The organism is Ruegeria sp. D3 (genome assembly GCF_056534465.1).
The window spans coordinates 120,374-137,115 of sequence record NZ_JBQFPK010000005.1; the positions used below are offsets into that span (position 1 = coordinate 120,374).

Genomic DNA, 16,742 nt, shown 5'->3' on the forward strand with positions numbered 1-16,742 from the left:
CCGAAAGGGGAACCGCCGTGTTTTCAAGATACAAAAAACAGCCCGAAGCGCAGCCTGTTCAGGCCGAGGTCAAGGCGACAACGCCCACCTCTGCAGCCCCACAGGCACCCACAGCAAACGCGATGATCCGCAAGCCTGTGGCAAAAAAGGCCGCTGAGCCGACAGCATCCGATCGCGAGCGCAAGCGCAAAGAGCGGTTGAGCGAGATCAAGATCGAGTTGCACCGTGAACTACTTGAAAACCTGAACCTTGCTGCACTGGAAAACGCCAACGAATCCGACCTTCGCTCAGAAATCAGTGCCATTGCAAGTGAAGTCCTTGAGACCAAGAACATTGTTCTGAATCGGGACGATCGTTTCCAACTGAACAAAGAGCTTTATGACGAAGTTACCGGTCTTGGCCCGCTTGAGACCTTGCTGCAAGACGACACGGTCAACGATATCTTGGTGAACGGTCCGCAGCAGATTTTTGTGGAGCGTGCCGGTAAGCTGGAAATCAGCGACATCACCTTCAAGGACGAGAAGCACCTGATGCGGATCATCGACAAGATCGTATCCGCTGTGGGTCGCCGTGTTGATGAATCCAACCCTTATGTTGACGCCCGCTTGGCAGATGGGTCGCGTTTCAACGCCATGGTGCCGCCGATTGCGGTTGATGGCTCGTTGGTGTCCATTCGTAAGTTCAAAAAGGACAAACTGGGCATCGACGACCTGGTCAATTTTGGTGCGTTCACCGAAGAAATGGCCGCCTATTTGCAAGCTGCGGTGTCGACACGCCTGAACGTGATCGTTTCGGGTGGTACGGGTTCTGGTAAAACGACCACGCTGAACGCTCTGTCCAGCTTTATCGACGATGCCGAACGCATCCTGACCATCGAGGATACGGCGGAACTTCAGTTGCAACAGACCCATGTGGGCCGGATGGAAAGCCGTCCACCAAACGTAGAAGGCAAAGGCGAAGTCAGCCCGCGCGACTGTCTGAAGAACGCCCTGCGTATGCGTCCCGACCGCATCATCGTGGGTGAGACGCGTGGCGCCGAGGTGATCGACATGTTGCAGGCCATGAACACTGGCCACGATGGTTCGATGACGACAATCCACGCCAACTCGGCCCGTGATGGCATTTCGCGTTTGGAAAACATGATCGCAATGGCAGGTATCGAAATGCCGATCAAAGCGGTCCGCAGCCAGATCTCAAGCGCTGTGAACCTGATTGTACAGGCCAGCCGTCTGCAGGATGGTTCACGCCGAATGACCTCGATCACCGAGATCACGGGCATGGAAGGTGATGTTATCTCAATGCAAGAAATCTTTAGATTTCAGCGTGTTGGCCTTACGCCCGACAACAAGATTATAGGCCATTTCACGGCCACCGGCGTGCGCAGCCACTATTCCGAACGCTTCCGGTTGTGGGGCTTTGACCTGCCCGCCGCCATCTATGATCCAACTACGATGTAAGGAGAACCTGAGATGCAACTGCCTATTGAGGCTCTCATATATGTCGTGATCTTCGTCGCCGTTCTGGCTCTGGTCGAAGGTATTTATCTGGTCGCATTCGGCAAATCCATCAGTCTGAACAGCCGCGTAAACCGGCGTTTGGACATGTTGGACAAAGGCGTCGGCCGAGAACAAGTGCTTGAGCAGCTGCGTAAAGAGATGCAGCAGCACATGCAAACGCAGTCCATCCCGCTTTATTCACTGCTCGCGGATAAGGCGCAGAAGGCTGCGATTGCGTTCTCGCCGCGCCAATTGATCATGATAATGGTGCTGGTTTCTGCTTTCGCCTTTGTCGGGCTCAGCATCGGCACCGCCACTGCAACATTTCTGAGGATAGCCATCTCGATCGCTATCGGTGTCGGTGGCGTTTATGCTTGGGTCAATCATAAAGCTTCGAAAAGGATGGCTTTGCTAGAGGAACAACTGCCCGACGCAGTAGAGCTGATGGTTCGTTCTTTGCGGGTGGGCAATCCGTTTGTATCCTCGATCCAGATTGTTGCAAACGAAGTTCAGGATCCCCTGGCAACCGAGTTTGGCGTCATCGCAGATGAGTGCGCCTATGGCCGTGACGTCGGCGAAGCGCTGAAAGACCTCGCGCAGCGGCTGGACATGCAGGACCTTCGCTTCTTGTCTGTTGCGGTCGGCATCCAACAGCAATCCGGTGGTAACCTGGCGGAAATTCTGGCCGGTCTGGCACAGGTGATCCGCGCTCGTTTCCGCCTGTTCCGAAGGGTCAAGGCCATCACTGCCGAGGCCAAATGGTCGGGCAAGTTCCTGTCAGGTTTCCCTGTCTTCTGTCTTGTCTTCATCCTTGTGAAAGACCCCGGTTATTATGACGAGGTGATTGACCATCCGTGGTTCATTCCGGCCTGCTTCTTTGTCGGCATCATGCTGACGTTGAACCTGATCGTCATGCGCATTTTGACAAACATTAAGGTCTGAGGGCAGTGCCATGGAATTTTTGACCCAAATCAACACCTTACTGACTGAAAACCTTGGACAGTTCGGTCCGCTTATTGTCGTCGGTGTCCTCGGCCTGATCATGATCCTGGTCGCGGTTCCTTTGATGATGAACCAACCAGAAGATCCGTTGAAAAAGCTACAGCGTTCAACGGCAGCTCCGAAGAAAACGAAAATGGGCAAGCAGGATCGCCTGCGCAACGCCGGCCGCAACGAACAGCTTGAAAAGTTTTCTACGTTCCTGGAACCGCAGAACCAGGAAGAGCTGTCAGCGATGCAGCTTAAACTGCGGCAGGCGGGATATCACTCTAAGGACGCGGTACGGTTCTTTCACTTCGCCCAGTTTGCTTTGGGGATGGTCGGTATCGCGATCGGCGTGATGTTGGTGACCGTTTTGGCTGGGGACAACGAGTTTACCGGCCAACAAATGGCGATCCGCATTGGTTTCCCCGCCATCGCCTTATACTTCCTTCCACGGTATTGGATCACCCGCCGTGTCGCAGAACGGGAAGAAGCGATTGTCGCCGGTTTTCCTGATACCCTTGACCTGATGCTTGTCTGTGTTGAGGCAGGCCAGTCTTTGGATCAGGCTATCGTGCGCGTCGCGGCTGAGATGAAGGCTTCCTATCCTGACATTGCGCAGGAATTCGAGGTTGTAGCCCACGAAATGAAAGCTGGTAAGGACAAGGACACTGTTCTTCGGGATTTCGGAACACGTTGCGGCGTTCAGGACGTCAGTTCATTTGTGACCGTTATGATCCAATCGGCCACATTCGGTACTTCGATTGCCGAAGCCCTGCGTGTTTATGCCGGCGAAATGCGTGACAAACGCGTGATGCGTGCAGAAGAAGCTGCTAACAAGTTGCCAACGAAAATGACACTTGCCACAATGATGCTGACGGTGCCGCCGTTGCTGGTCATTCTGGTTGGACCTTCGGCAAAAGGTATCGCAGAGTTTGCAGGCGGTAATCCAGGGGGCTGATAGCCTTATGATTTCAACACTCAGGTGTGTCCGGCCAAGGATTCGCCACGTGATCGGGGCCGCCATGGTATGTGCCATGGTGGCCTCTTGCACAGAAAACCTGCCTGGTGATTTGGATGCTCCGGGCATTGATCCACAAGGCCAAGGTCAGGATCCTTTGGTGGTCGGGAACCGACTGCTGCGTGCCGGTGAGTATGACTTGGCACTGGATTCCCTTGCCCGTGCCGCGCTGAACCAAGGCATGACCGCCGAAATCATGGCTGCCATGGGTACTGCCAACCTGGGATTACGCCAGTTGAAGCCCGCCGAAACTCTGCTGCGTCGCGCCGTTTCCGAGGAACCCGACTGGCCGGTTGCATGGAACAATCTGGGCGTCATTCTGATGGAGAAAGGCGAGTATCCAGAGGCGGCTCAGGTGTTTCGACGGGCTTTTGCGTTAGACAATGGCGAAAGTGACGCAATTCGGGACAATCTGCGCTTAGCACTCGCAAAAATGGAAAATTCTGATAATACTGACGTCGAAGAACAAGAATACACGCTGGAGCAACAAGGCGACGGGCAATTCAAGCTTCGCAAGCTTCAGGAAAACAGGCAAGAGCAGTAAGGGACGCAAAAATGCGCCAACAATTCTTGATTATGTCATTGGTGACGTGCGGGCTGATCCTGTCCGCCTGCGCGAAAGAAACCGAAGAAGAAAAGGTCGAAAAGACGTTTCAGGAAGTGAACGTTATCGACGAAACAAACCTGAACGAAGTGTTGCTAACAGCAGCCGATCCTAATGAGGCCGTCACCTATTTTCAGGGTGCTGCAGCCAAAAATCCCGGTCGCATTGACCTGCAAAGAGGGCTGGCGATTTCGTTGGCGCGGGCAAAGCGCACCACCGAGGCAGCAGCCGCCTGGAAAAAAGTGACCAACATGAAGGGCTCGGCCAGTGTTGATCGGGTCGAATATGCCGACGCACTGGTTCGCGCAGGAAACTGGACCGAGGCGAAAAAAGTACTGGATTCCGTTCCGCCGACTTTCGAGACCTTCAAAAGGTATCGGTTAGAGGCTGTTGTCGCCGACTCAAACCAGGACTGGAAACGGGCGGATCAATTCTATGAAACGGCGATTGGCCTGACCACGCGGCCTGGCGGCGTGATGAACAACTGGGGCTATTCCAAACTGACACGCGGTCAATATGAAGAAGCCGAGCGCTTGTTCGCTGAAGCCATTCGACAGGACAAGTCTCTGTTCACAGCCAAAAACAACCTCGTTCTTGCCCGCGCGGCGCAGGGCAATTACAGCATGCCGGTCGTGCCGCTGACACAGGCCGAACGGGCCATGCTGTTGAATACTATGGGCATTTCCGCGGTCAAACAGGGCGATGTAACAACTGCAAAGAACCTGTTCCGCGAAGCAATTGCAACGCATCCGCAACACTTCGAAGAAGCCGTCCGCTCGTTGCGCGCGCTCGAGGAAGCCTAAGTTGATGCAAATTCCGGCAGCCGCGGCGGGGTGGTTTTTGCCTTTCGTTCTGCCGATCTGCTTTTATGTCGCGTTCACTGATATGCGCGACATGTTGATCAAGAACCACGCGGTTATTGCCTTGGCCGGAGTATTTGCCTTTGTCGGTCTGATCGTCGTTCCGCCATGGACGACCGATTGGTCCGAAGGCTGGATCGGCCCCTTTGCGGTAACGCTTCCGCCCTACCTTTGGCAGTTGCTGCACATTCTTGTCGCTTTAGTAATAGGCATTCTTGCCAACGCAGCCGGGGTCATGGGAGCGGGCGACGCCAAATTTATTGCGGCTGCTTCCGCGTTCGTTTGGAGCGGCGACTATGTGACGATGATGTTCATTCTAATGTCCACAACGCTCGCAGCGTTTGTAACGCACAGGCTGGCCAAAAACACTGCTCTGCGCGCTATCGCACCTAATTGGGAAAGTTGGTCCCGCGACAAACAGTTTCCCATGGGATTTGCACTTGGCGGCAGCCTCGCCATCTACCTGATCCTTGGGACTGTTTACGGCTCGTAAACTATCATTACTCCGCCTTGTCCCCGCCTTGGTGATGCCACAAAGCGGGACCAGATTTTTCGCAAGCGGCCCGAGTGGGCCAATGGCGTGAATACTGGATGGATGAGCACCCCTCATGAATATGCAGACGACCTCGGTAATGGCCCCCCCTGCCCCCAAAGGCTTGGGCGAAATGCAATTGCCCATCGTGATGATGCGGGACATTTTGTTGAAAACCATTTTTCGCAAGAACGTTGATACGGTCTCGGAAGTGGCGGAAGCGATCTGCCTGCCGGGCTCGGTGACTCAAGAACTGATCGATATCTCGCGCGAACAGAAACTGATCGAGGCGACAGGTACCCTGAACGCCAACAGCGGCAACGAGATGGGCTATCAGCTGACAGATGCAGGTAAAGCCCGTGCACTGGACGCGCTCAGCCAGTCGGAATATTTCGGTGCCATGCCGGTTCCACTGGATGTCTACCGCGAACAGGTCAAACGCCAATCCATCCGAAACATTCAGGTCACCCGCGACCAGCTAACCGGGGCAATGGGGCATCTGGTTCTGCCCGACAGTCTTTTGGATCACCTTGGACCTGCAGTAAGCGCAGGCCGTTCGATCCTGATGTATGGTCCTCCGGGTAACGGTAAGTCGTCCATCTCAAACGGTATTCGTGACGCGCTTGGCGACAATGTCTATGTCCCGCGCGCAATTGAGTATGCCGGTCAGGTAATCACCGTTTATGATCCGATCGTTCACACAGCCATCGAGCAAGAGGCCGACGACCCCAACAGCCTACGCCGCCGCAAACGGTTCGATTCACGCTATGTACAATGCGAGCGCCCCACCGTTGTGACCGGTGGTGAACTGTCGCTCAGCATGCTGGACTTGGTCTACAACCCCACTGCGCGGACCTATCAGGCCCCACTGCAGCTTAAATCGACGGGCGGCATCTTTATCGTGGACGACCTTGGACGTCAGGCCGAGCCTCCTCAGGCATTGATCAACCGCTGGATCGTTCCGCTGGAAGAAAGCAAAGATATCCTTGGCCTGCAGTCAGGTGAGAAATTCGAGGTGCCTTTTGACACGCTGGTCATCTTCTCGACCAACTTCCACCCGAATGAGATCTTCGACCAAGCGGCCCTGCGCCGGATCTTCTTCAAGATCAAGATCGACGGGCCGAACCAGGAGAACTTCCTGAAAATCTTTGCCATGGTGGCGCGCAAACGCGGGATGCCGCTGGATGAGGCCGCGCTGGTGCATCTGCTGAAGGTCAAATACCCGACCATCAACAATATCTATGCAAACTATCAGCCGATCTTCCTGATCGACCAGATGATCTCGATCTGTGAATTCGAAGGCATCCCCTATCAGATGAGCCCCGACCTGATCGACCGCGCCTGGGCCAACATGTTCGTGCGCGAAGAAAAGATCGTTCACTAGGCCACTGTCATTTCGATGCCGGGCAGGTAGTCTGCGCCCATGACGCAGATTCCCGCCCGGATCACCGACTGGTTCACTGCCAAAGGTTGGTCGATCCACCCTCATCAGCAACAGATGTTCGACCGGGCTGCCGATCCGGCGACGCTGCTGATTGCGCCGACGGGTGGGGGTAAGACCATGGCCGGATTTCTGCCGACTCTGGCGCAGTTGGCCGATGGCGCGCATAGCGGTCTGCACACGATCTATGTTTCGCCCCTAAAAGCGCTGGCCGCAGATATCCGCCGAAACCTGCGCGGCCCTGCTGACGAAATGGGCCTGCCCATCCGGATCGAGGACCGCACTGGCGACACCTCGGCCACGCAGAAGAAACGTCAGCGGGTGGACCCTCCGCATATCCTGCTGACGACGCCGGAAAGTCTTGCTCTGCTGACCTCGTATGAGGACGCGCCGCGCATGTTCGCGGGGGTGCAGCGGGTGATCATCGACGAAATTCACGCGCTGGCCGAAAGCAAGCGCGGTGATCAGTTGATGCTGGCGCTTGCGCGTTTGCAATCATTGTGCCCTGATCTGCGCCGGGTGGGTCTGTCGGCCACGGTCGAAGACCCGCAGGCCATCGCGCGCTTTCTGGCACGCCACCCTGATCCCTGCCAGATCGTGCAGGCCGATCCAGGTCCGGACCCCGACATTCGGATGTTGGAAACGCAGGAGCTGCCGCCTTGGGCCGGAGGTGGTGCCGCCTATGCCATCCCCGCTGTGCTGGAGCAGATCAAACAGCACAAGACCACGCTGATCTTTCACAACACCCGCGCGCAAGCCGAGATTTTCTTTCACAATCTCTGGCTGGCCAATGACGATGCGTTGCCTATCGGTATCCATCACGGCAGCCTTGACCGGCAACAGCGCGAGCGGGTCGAAGCCGCCATGGTGCGCGGCGATCTGCGCGCCATCGTCTGCACCGGCAGCCTTGATCTGGGCATCGATTGGGGCGACGTGGACCTTGTGATCCAGATCGGTGCGCCGAAGAACGTCAAACGGCTGGTCCAGCGGATCGGGCGGGCCAATCACCGATACAACGCGCCCTCCAAGGCCCTACTGGTGCCGGCCAACCGGTTCGAGGTGGTAGAATGCGTCGCAGCGCTTGAGGCCGCCCGCGCGCATGATCTGGACGGAGAGCCACGCGGCACAGGCCCCCGTGACGTGCTGTGCCAACATATCCTGATCGCGGCGGCGGCGGGGCCGTTTGATGCGGATACGCTCTATTCCGAAATGACGACCGCCGGGCCTTTTGCCGATCTCAGCCGCATGCAGTTCGATGATTGTCTGGAGTTTTGCGCCACCGGCGGCTACGCCCTGCGCGCCTATGACCGCTGGCAGCGGCTGCAACAGCGCCCTGACAGTCTGTGGCAACTGCGTGACCCCCGTGCCGCGCAGCGTATCCGCATGAATCTGGGCACAATTCAGGACACCGATACGCTGAAAGTGCGCCTGAAACGCAGCCGGGGCGGCAAGCCACTGGGCGAGGTCGAAGAGGCCTTTGCCGCCTCGCTCACCCCCGGCGACACCTTCCTGATCGGCGGTCAGATCGTGCGCTATGAGGGGCTGCGCGAGATGACGGTCGAGGTCAGCCGCCGCGCAGACAAAAAGCCTAAGATCGCCACCTTCTCGGGCACCAAATTTGCCACCTCAACCCAGTTGAGCGATCGTATTCTGCGCATGTTCGCGCAACCCGACTGGCCGCAACTGCCCGCGCATACGGCCGAATGGCTGACGCTCCAGCGGCAGGTCTCGCGCCTGCCCAGCCGCGACAGGCTGCTAATCGAAAGCTTTCCCGATAATGGGCGCGAACACCTCTGCGTCTACGGTTTTGCGGGTCGCAACGCGCAGCAAACACTGGGCTTGTTGCTGACAAAACGGATGGAAGAAACCGGCCTTGCCCCCTTGGGCTTTGTCGCGACCGACTACGCAACGTTGATTTGGGGGTTGGATGCCGTAACGGACCCCCGCCCACTTTTTCAACTAGAAGCTCTGCGCAATGGGCTTGAGACTTGGTTGGCCGGGAACGCCGTTATGAAGCGAACCTTCCGCGCCTCAGCCACTATTGCAGGGCTAATCGAACGGAACACGGGCGGACAACGCAAAAGCGGTCGTCAGGCAACATTTTCTTCGGATATTTTGTACGACACATTGCTGAAATACGACCCCGATCACCTGCTGATGCAAATTACCCGTGAAGAAGCCATGCGAGGCCTGGTCGACTTCGGACGGATCGAAGCCATGATTGCGCGTATCGGCGACCAGATCGACTTGAAACGGCTGAACCGGGTGTCGCCCCTTGCGGCACCGCTGTTTCTTGAGGTTGGAAAGGTCCCAGTCAAAGGATCAGCCGAAGAGCGCCTGCTGGCCGAAGAGAGCGCGCGTTTGCTGCAAGAAGCGGGCTTGGAATCACTTGCCTCGGGCGCGTAAAAAAGCAAAGAACGTACCATGAACGAATTGTCGTTTTCCTTCGCCGGTCATGACCTGCGCGCACTTGGAACCGGGGCTTTGTGGTGGCCGGAAGAAAGCCTTCTATGCGTGTCGGATTTGCATCTGGGAAAGGCAGAACGCATCGCACGGCGAGGAGGCGCTTCACTACCGCCCTACGACACGCTGGACACGCTGGTGCGGTTAGCAAACGATGTGGAATACACCAAAGCAACCACAGTGATTTGCCTTGGTGACAGCTTTGACGACCTAGATGCGGCCTCTGCCCTTGGAAATCGGGAAAAGCTGCAAATCGCGGCATTGCAAGCCGGTCGGACCTGGATTTGGATCGAAGGCAACCACGACCCCGGCCCGGTCGAATTGGGTGGCACCCATCTGGCTGAGCACAAGCTGCGATCGCTTGTGTTCCGACACATAGCCCTACCGGACGGTCAAGCAGAGGTTTCAGGTCACTACCATCCCAAGGCACGGTTCCGGCTGCGCGGACGAACAATCACGCGTGCTGCGTTTCTGGTCGACGAAACGCGCCTACTGTTGCCCGCGTATGGTACATACACCGGCGGTCTATACAGCTCTGACGAAGCGCTAAAAGGACTAATGAGCGACCGCGCTATGGCGATTCTAACGGGCCAATCCCCGCAGATGATCCCGATGCCTCGCTGAGGCGTTTAGATCACGCCGTCTTTTTCAAGTATGGGTTTGTACTTGCGACTGACTGGGACCAGTTCGCCATTTGTCAGGCGTAGAAAAGTCTTTCCGTGACTCTTTTCAATCCCGGTCACAGCAGCGTCGACCACCCAGTGCGAGCGGTGGGTGCAATGCCCACGCTCGGGCTCCATCTCGGCAATGGCATCAGTAAACCTTGATCGGATGGTGAAAAGTCCCTCGGTGGTGACGACGTCAACGGAATGATCCCGGACTGCCAGACGCAGAACCTGCCCCGTGAACTCTTGCGGCAATCGCCTGTAAAGTCGTGGCGCAAAGCGGTCGATGTCATGATCCGTAGCTGACTGAACCGGAGCCCGCCGGATGATCAACAGCCCGGTCGTAAACAAAGCTCCGTAAGATACCACTGACAGGACGTCTGGTGCCTGCTGCCCACCAGCCGAGAAGACAAGCAAGGTCATCAGCCACAGCGAAGGAACGAACAGCGCAAAAGCAACAAACGTAAAAGCAAGATCCCACCCCGTGAAAGAGGTTTCAGCGAACCATTTCTTCAGCAGTTGTCGCGCCGCCCATGTCACCCCCAAAGCCAAGGCTGTGACCCCGGTCCAAAATATCAGGCGCAAGGAAAAGCTCAGATCCATATTCTGGAACGGTTGAAATGCAATGGCCATTAAGGGCAGGAAAATCGCACCGGCAACCACCCGGCGCATCGTAAACTCGGCAACCAATGAGCTTAGTTTATTCGGCATGACAGCTCAGATACTCTCTCCTGTTTCCAGTCGAGCATGACACTCAAGCGCCTAACTCGCTGAGATCATAGGTTTATCATCGTTCTCGCCATATTCAAACCCTGCCAGATTAAGTTTCGTTGATTGTTCCGTGAAACAATCGGGCCGGTAAGTGTTTCCACTCCCGGCCCGTCGTATTCTTTGGTTTGCGCGGATCGTACGCGCTAGACAGTCAGCCCTTCAGGTTCCGGCAGGCTGTTTGCACGGCAGCAGGCGGTCAGGGTGTTGGCCAGCAGGCAGGCGATGGTCATCGGACCGACACCGCCCGGAACCGGGGTGATTGCGCCTGCGCGCTCGGCCGCGCTGGCATAGTCCACGTCACCGACCAGCTTGTTCTTGCCGTCACGCTCGATCCGGTTGATGCCTACGTCGATTACGGTTGCGCCTTCTTTGATCCAGTCGCCCGGCACCATTTCGGGGCGGCCAACGGCAGCGACGACGATGTCGGCCCGGCGCACAACGTCTGGCAAGTCCTTGGTGCGCGAATGCGCGATGGTCACGGTACAGCTGTCACCCAGCAGCAGCTGCGCCATCGGCTTGCCCACGATGTTCGAACGGCCAATAACCACCGCGTCCATCCCCGACAGCGACCCGTGGTAGTTACGCAGCATCATCAAGCAGCCCAGCGGGGTGCAGGGCACCATCGATTTTTGACCGGTGCCTAGCAGACCCACGTTCGAGATATGGAAGCCGTCCACATCCTTGGCCGGGTCGATCGAGTTGATCACAAGGTCTTCGTTCAGGTGTTTGGGCAGAGGCAACTGCACCAGAATACCGTGCACGGCGGGGTCGTTGTTCAGCTTGTCGATCAGCGCCAGCAGATCTTCTTCCGAGGTCTCGGCATCCAGCTTATGCTCGTACGAGTTCATGCCGACCTCGACGGTCTGTTTGCCTTTCGAGCGGACATAGACCTGGCTGGCCGGGTCTTCACCAACCAGAACTACGGCCAGACCGGGCGTGATGCCGCTTTGCTCTTTCAGCTTCGCAACCTGATCCGCCACCTGCGCGCGCACTTTCGCAGCAAAAGCTTTACCGTCGATAACCTCGGCTACCATCCTGTCATCCCTTCTATCAAAAACGGATCAGGCGCCTGAAACGCCCGATCAGTCGGCGCCGAGCACACGTTCCTCGCGTGCGATCGACCAATCAATCAATATGCGCCACAGCCGTTCGGCCAGGTCCGGGTCCATACCCAGATCGTCCGAACTTGCGCGCACGCGCTGCACCACTTCCTCGACACGGTCCGGGATGCGGGCGGGCAGCCCCTCGGCCGGTTTCAACTGCGAGGCGCGGTCGATATATCCCGCACGCATCACCAACATCTCGATCAGTTGGCGGTCCAGCTTGTCGATCTGAACCCGCAGTTCCTGCATTGAATGACAGTCCTGCGGAGGTGTCAGAGTGGGCATGTTCGTCTCCTCATGGCCCGGGGATATCCCCGGACCACGAGATGTCTTATTTGGGGGCTTAGAACAAGCCCTCGATCTCGCCTGCGTCGTTAAGGCAGATGGTTTCCGCGGCCGGTTTGCGGGGCAGACCGGGCATGGTCATGATCTCGCCGCAGACAACCACGATGAAGCCGGCACCAGCGGACAGGCGGACTTCACGCACCGGGACCGAGTGGCCGGTGGGCGCACCGCGCAAGGTCGGATCGGTCGAGAACGAGTACTGGGTTTTCGCCATGCAGACCGGCAGGTTGCCATAGCCCGCGTCTTCCCACTCGCGCAGCTGGTTACGGATTTTGTTGTCGGCCAGAACCTCATCGGCGCGGTAGATGCGCTTGGCGATGGTTTCAACCTTCTCGAACAGCGGCATGTCATCGGGGTAGATCGGCGCGAAGTTAGCAGTGCCACCTTCGACGATTTCCACGACTTTTTCGGCCAGCGGTGCCGAGCCTTCCGAGCCCAGTTCCCAGTGACGTGACAGAACCGCTTCGACTCCGTGATCGGCGCAATATTTCTTGACCGCATCAACTTCGGCATCAGTGTCGGTGACAAAATGGTTGATGGCGACAACGACCGGCACACCGAAGGATTTCACGTTCTCGATGTGGCGACCCAAGTTGGCGCAGCCGGACTGAACCGCTTCGACGTTTTCTGCGCCCAAGTCAGCCTTGGCGACGCCGCCGTTCATCTTCATCGCGCGTACGGTGGCAACCAGAACCACCGCCGACGGAGCAATGCCCGCCTTGCGACACTTGATGTTCATGAATTTTTCGGCACCCAGATCGGCGCCAAAGCCCGCTTCGGTGACAACATAGTCAGCCACTTTCAGCGCGGTCTTGGTCGCGATGACCGAGTTACAGCCGTGCGCGATGTTCGCGAAGGGGCCGCCATGGACGAAGGCCGGGTTGTTTTCCAGTGTCTGCACCAGGTTCGGCTGCATCGCGTCTTTCAGCAGAACGGTCATTGCGCCTTCGGCCTTGATGTCGCGGCAGTAGACCGGAGTCTTGTCGCGGCGGTAAGCAACGATGATGTCGCCCAGACGCTTTTCCAGGTCTTTCAGGTCGTTTGCTAGGCACAGGATCGCCATAACTTCCGACGCAACGGTGATGTCAAAGCCTGCTTCACGCGGGAAACCGTTCGACACGCCACCCAGCGAGGCAGTGATCTGACGCAGAGCACGGTCGTTCATGTCGACCACACGACGCCATGCAACGCGGCGAATGTCGATGTCGCACTCGTTACCCCAATAGATGTGGTTGTCGATCATCGCCGACAGCAGCGAGTGGGCTGAGGTGATGGCATGGAAGTCGCCGGTGAAGTGCAGGTTCATCTCTTCCATCGGAACAACCTGTGCGTAACCGCCACCCGCAGCGCCGCCCTTCATGCCGAAGTTCGGGCCCAGCGAGGCTTCGCGGATACAGATCATCGCGTTCTTGCCAATGCGGTTCAGACCGTCGCCCAGGCCAACGGTGGTGGTAGTCTTGCCTTCACCCGCAGGGGTCGGGTTGATCGCGGTGACAAGGATCAGCTTGCCGTCTTCGCGGTCTTGAACCGAGTTGATGAAGTCCTGGCTGACCTTGGCCTTATCATGGCCGTAAGGCAGCAGATCGGCAGAGTCGATGCCGATCTTGGCACCGATTTCCTGAATCGGCTTCTTATTCGCTTCGCGGGCGATTTCGATGTCGGATTTATAGCTCATTGGGCAGGGTCCCTGATTGAATGCCGTGCAAAACCGACGCAGGGCGTCGGCGCTGGTCAACCCATACCGTCGTGTACCGTGGCGATAGATGTGGATTCCGACATAATCATGTCTTGAAACGGCGTAGCGTCACTTACAGGGTGGCGTCACGTAACTTTGATCGTTTCGCATCGGAAAGCCTGTGTCTTAAGGTGCCCAAGCGCGCTGATCGGTAACAAACAACGTCAGGGAATCACCCAAGCTCAGAACTCCGGGGCGTTCGACCCAAGCCGTCACACCGCGCCGTCCCTGCGCGGCAGGCTTGAAAGCGGCACCGTGACCGGGCAGATCGGCTTCGACCTCGCGTCCCGGTATCACACAGGGGCGGTTCTCCATGTCGATCGTGATCGTTACTCCATCCGGCCCTTGCAGGCGCGATGACGGAGGCACATGGGTGAAATCGGGGATACCCTTCAACAGGATACTGACCCCAAGATAGGACGGATCAAGCGTGTCCAGCCCCATCTCGGCCGCAGTTTCCTGCATTTCCTCTTGGGACAACACCGAGAGCTGCCGTACATTTCGGATTTCCGTGCCCTTCGGATAGATGTTTGTCATGCGCACACAGGACGCGCGGTTTTCCCCCTCGTGTCGCTCTCCTGCAACCCCCGCGAACCCAAGAGACAATGAGGCCGCGGCCTCGGCCCTGATGGAGGCCCCAGCCGGCACCTGACCAAGCCAGACAACTTCGGCCGTGAATTCCGTTTTGCGTAAGACCGGCATCGTCTCTCTCTCCTTCGCTCTGTTCCAGCCGCCACTAGAATGCAGGCACACGGGAAAGAAAAGAAAAACCCGGGTCTTAGCCCGGGTTTTTGAACTATGCCGTCGGTTCCGGCTCCATCCCGCCATCGGGTGGAGATTTTTTGACCTTGGTCTTTGGGATAGCCGTCACGCTGGGTGCGCTGCCTTCGTCCGGCTTGTCACTTTCGTCATCATCTTCGGTTGGCTTGTCACCGTTCATGACGCGCTTGATCTCATCGCCGGTCAGGGTCTCATACTCCAGCAGACCTTGGGCCAGACGCTCCCATTCCTCGTTCTTGTCGGTCAGGATTTGGTGAGCGCGCTCATACCCTTGCTGGATCAGGCGCTTTACCTCTTCCTCGATCAGCTCTTTGGTATGGGCCGAGACCGAGAAACCTGCAGTGTTGCCCTGATAGCCCTCATGCGCTTCGGCATAGTCGATATTGCCAACCTTGTCCGACATGCCCCAGCGCATCACCATCGCGCGCGCCAATTGACTGGCCTGCATGATGTCTCCAGCAGGGCCGTTCGAGACGTGATCTTCACCATACTTGATGACCTCGGCGGCTTTACCGGCCATGGTCATGGCCAGCTTTTGCTCGCACTCATCGCGGTGATAGTTCAGGCGATCCATTTCCGGCAGCGACACAACCATACCCAGCGCACCACCGCGCGGAATGATCGTCGCCTTATAGACCGGATCGCAAAGCGGCAGTTCCAAACCAACCACAGCGTGGCCGGACTCGTGATACGCGGTCTTTTCCTTCTGGTCCTGCGTCAGCACCATGCTGCGACGCTCGGCACCCATCATCACTTTGTCTTTGGCGTTTTCGAAATCTTCCATAGTGACAAAGCGGCGGCCCACACGCGCGGCCATCAACGCGGCCTCGTTCACGAGGTTTGCCAGATCCGCACCCGAGAACCCCGGAGTACCGCGCGCGATGATCCGCAAATCGACATCCGGCCCCAAGGGGGTTTTGCGCGCGTGTACGCCCAGAATCTTCTCCCGGCCTTTGATGTCAGGGTTGCCAACCGTTACGTTGCGGTCAAACCGGCCCGGACGCAGCAGCGCGGGGTCCAACACGTCTTTACGGTTGGTGGCCGCCAGAATGATCACGCCTTCGTTGGCCTCGAACCCGTCCATTTCAACCAGCAACTGGTTGAGCGTCTGTTCGCGTTCGTCATTCCCGCCACCATAACCGGCACCACGATGGCGACCCACGGCGTCAATCTCGTCGATGAACACGATACAGGGCGCGTTTTTCTTGGCCTGTTCGAACATGTCGCGCACACGGGATGCACCTACACCCACGAACATCTCAACAAAGTCCGAGCCTGAAATGGTGAAGAACGGCACGCCCGCCTCACCTGCAATCGCACGGGCCAGAAGTGTCTTACCAGTACCCGGAGGGCCAACCAGCAGCGCGCCTTTCGGGATCTTGCCGCCCAGACGGCTGAACTTCTGCGGATTGCGCAGGAATTCTACGATCTCTTCCAGCTCTTCCTTGGCCTCGTCGATACCGGCCACGTCGTCAAAGGTCACGCGGCCATGTTTTTCGGTCAGCATCTTAGCCTTGGACTTGCCAAAGCCCATCGCGCCGCCTTTGCCGCCGCCCTGCATCCGGTTCATGAAGTAGACCCAGACGCCGATCAACAGCAGGAACGGCAGCAGAGTGATCAGGAAGGACTGGAAACCCGACTGCTGCTGTTTGACTGCCTGCACAGGGATGTTTTCATCGATCAGCAGTTTTGTGACTTCGGCGTCAGCTGGCTTGATGGTCACATAATTTGCGCCGCTTTGCGTGGTATAGCGAATCTGTTCACCATCCAGCGTAACGTTTTTGACTTCACCGCTTTGCGCGGCGGCCACGAAATCGGAATAGGTTCTTTCATTGCTCTGAAGCGTTCCACCCGGTCCGCTGAACAAATTGAACAGTGCAAGGATCAGCAAAAACAGAACGACCCAGAAGGCGATGTTACGAGCGTTGCCCAAGGAAAATCTCCC

The 16,742-nt window shown here is 57.3% G+C and carries 15 protein-coding genes; 9 read left to right on the forward strand and 6 right to left on the reverse strand.

What is annotated here, in order from left to right; translation table 11 throughout:
* Positions 1-17: 17 nt before the first annotated feature.
* The 9 genes from ACR0DX_RS09410 (at position 18) to pdeM (ending at position 10,022) form a co-directional block, all read left to right on the forward strand.
* On the forward strand, positions 18-1,457 hold the full coding sequence (locus ACR0DX_RS09410) for a TadA family conjugal transfer-associated ATPase (RefSeq protein ID WP_170354933.1): 1,440 nt from the start codon (positions 18-20) through the stop codon (positions 1,455-1,457).
* Positions 1,458-1,469: 12 nt separating this feature from the next.
* The gene (locus tag ACR0DX_RS09415; protein ID WP_170354932.1) at positions 1,470-2,438 is read left to right on the forward strand and encodes a type II secretion system F family protein; all 969 of its coding nucleotides are present in this window, start codon (positions 1,470-1,472) and stop codon (positions 2,436-2,438) included.
* 10 nt (positions 2,439-2,448) lie between these two features.
* On the forward strand, positions 2,449-3,438 hold the full coding sequence (locus tag ACR0DX_RS09420) for a type II secretion system F family protein (RefSeq protein ID WP_170354931.1): 990 nt from the start codon (positions 2,449-2,451) through the stop codon (positions 3,436-3,438).
* A gap of 49 nt (positions 3,439-3,487) precedes the next feature.
* Positions 3,488-4,042, forward strand: coding sequence for a tetratricopeptide repeat protein (locus ACR0DX_RS09425; RefSeq protein ID WP_480845925.1), 555 nt, complete (start codon positions 3,488-3,490; stop codon positions 4,040-4,042).
* Positions 4,043-4,053: 11 nt separating this feature from the next.
* Positions 4,054-4,905 carry a tetratricopeptide repeat protein gene (locus ACR0DX_RS09430; RefSeq protein WP_170354930.1) on the forward strand — a complete coding sequence of 284 codons (852 nt, stop codon included), beginning with the start codon at positions 4,054-4,056 and terminating at the stop codon, positions 4,903-4,905.
* A 4-nt stretch (positions 4,906-4,909) separates the two neighbouring features.
* Entirely contained in the window at positions 4,910-5,455 is a 546-nt protein-coding gene (locus ACR0DX_RS09435; protein WP_170354929.1) for a prepilin peptidase, read from the forward strand.
* Between the two features lie 115 nt (positions 5,456-5,570).
* Positions 5,571-6,878, forward strand: a complete 1,308-nt coding sequence (locus tag ACR0DX_RS09440; protein ID WP_170724506.1) for an ATPase — start codon at positions 5,571-5,573, stop codon at positions 6,876-6,878.
* Between the two features lie 39 nt (positions 6,879-6,917).
* Entirely contained in the window at positions 6,918-9,341 is a 2,424-nt protein-coding gene (locus tag ACR0DX_RS09445) for a ligase-associated DNA damage response DEXH box helicase (protein ID WP_170354927.1), read from the forward strand.
* Between the two features lie 18 nt (positions 9,342-9,359).
* Positions 9,360-10,022 (forward strand): ligase-associated DNA damage response endonuclease PdeM, encoded by a 663-nt coding sequence (gene pdeM / locus ACR0DX_RS09450; RefSeq protein WP_170354926.1) that lies wholly within the window; start codon positions 9,360-9,362, stop codon positions 10,020-10,022.
* Between the two features lie 5 nt (positions 10,023-10,027).
* Here the strand turns inward: pdeM and ACR0DX_RS09455 are convergent, their stop codons facing one another.
* The 6 genes from ACR0DX_RS09455 to ftsH all read right to left on the reverse strand — a co-directional run bounded on the left by ACR0DX_RS09455 (position 10,028) and on the right by ftsH (position 16,730).
* On the reverse strand, positions 10,028-10,774 hold the full coding sequence (locus tag ACR0DX_RS09455; RefSeq protein ID WP_170354925.1) for a LytTR family DNA-binding domain-containing protein: 747 nt from the start codon (positions 10,772-10,774) through the stop codon (positions 10,028-10,030).
* Positions 10,775-10,977: 203 nt separating this feature from the next.
* Positions 10,978-11,868, reverse strand: coding sequence for a bifunctional methylenetetrahydrofolate dehydrogenase/methenyltetrahydrofolate cyclohydrolase FolD (folD, locus tag ACR0DX_RS09460; protein WP_170354924.1), 891 nt, complete (start codon positions 11,866-11,868; stop codon positions 10,978-10,980).
* Positions 11,869-11,916: 48 nt separating this feature from the next.
* Positions 11,917-12,222, reverse strand: coding sequence for a chorismate mutase (locus ACR0DX_RS09465; RefSeq protein ID WP_170354923.1), 306 nt, complete (start codon positions 12,220-12,222; stop codon positions 11,917-11,919).
* 58 nt (positions 12,223-12,280) lie between these two features.
* Positions 12,281-13,957, reverse strand: coding sequence for a formate--tetrahydrofolate ligase (locus tag ACR0DX_RS09470; protein WP_170354922.1), 1,677 nt, complete (start codon positions 13,955-13,957; stop codon positions 12,281-12,283).
* 186 nt (positions 13,958-14,143) lie between these two features.
* Entirely contained in the window at positions 14,144-14,719 is a 576-nt protein-coding gene (locus tag ACR0DX_RS09475) for an MOSC domain-containing protein (protein WP_170354921.1), read from the reverse strand.
* Positions 14,720-14,813: 94 nt separating this feature from the next.
* Positions 14,814-16,730, reverse strand: coding sequence for an ATP-dependent zinc metalloprotease FtsH (ftsH, locus tag ACR0DX_RS09480; RefSeq protein ID WP_170354920.1), 1,917 nt, complete (start codon positions 16,728-16,730; stop codon positions 14,814-14,816).
* Between the last annotated feature and the right edge of the window lie 12 nt (positions 16,731-16,742).

Coding starts and splice junctions, on each gene's coding strand:
- ACR0DX_RS09415 (WP_170354932.1), top strand. CDS start 1,470: ATGCAACTGCCTATTGAGGCTCTCATATATGTCGTGATCTTCGTCGCC.
- ACR0DX_RS09470 (WP_170354922.1), bottom strand. CDS start 13,957: ATGAGCTATAAATCCGACATCGAAATCGCCCGCGAAGCGAATAAGAAG.
- ACR0DX_RS09440 (WP_170724506.1), top strand. CDS start 5,571: ATGAATATGCAGACGACCTCGGTAATGGCCCCCCCTGCCCCCAAAGGC.
- ACR0DX_RS09475 (WP_170354921.1), bottom strand. CDS start 14,719: ATGCCGGTCTTACGCAAAACGGAATTCACGGCCGAAGTTGTCTGGCTT.
- ACR0DX_RS09435 (WP_170354929.1), top strand. CDS start 4,910: ATGCAAATTCCGGCAGCCGCGGCGGGGTGGTTTTTGCCTTTCGTTCTG.
- ACR0DX_RS09465 (WP_170354923.1), bottom strand. CDS start 12,222: ATGCCCACTCTGACACCTCCGCAGGACTGTCATTCAATGCAGGAACTG.
- ACR0DX_RS09445 (WP_170354927.1), top strand. CDS start 6,918: ATGACGCAGATTCCCGCCCGGATCACCGACTGGTTCACTGCCAAAGGT.
- ACR0DX_RS09455 (WP_170354925.1), bottom strand. CDS start 10,774: ATGCCGAATAAACTAAGCTCATTGGTTGCCGAGTTTACGATGCGCCGG.
- pdeM (WP_170354926.1), top strand. CDS start 9,360: ATGAACGAATTGTCGTTTTCCTTCGCCGGTCATGACCTGCGCGCACTT.
- ACR0DX_RS09430 (WP_170354930.1), top strand. CDS start 4,054: ATGCGCCAACAATTCTTGATTATGTCATTGGTGACGTGCGGGCTGATC.
- ACR0DX_RS09420 (WP_170354931.1), top strand. CDS start 2,449: ATGGAATTTTTGACCCAAATCAACACCTTACTGACTGAAAACCTTGGA.
- folD (WP_170354924.1), bottom strand. CDS start 11,868: ATGGTAGCCGAGGTTATCGACGGTAAAGCTTTTGCTGCGAAAGTGCGC.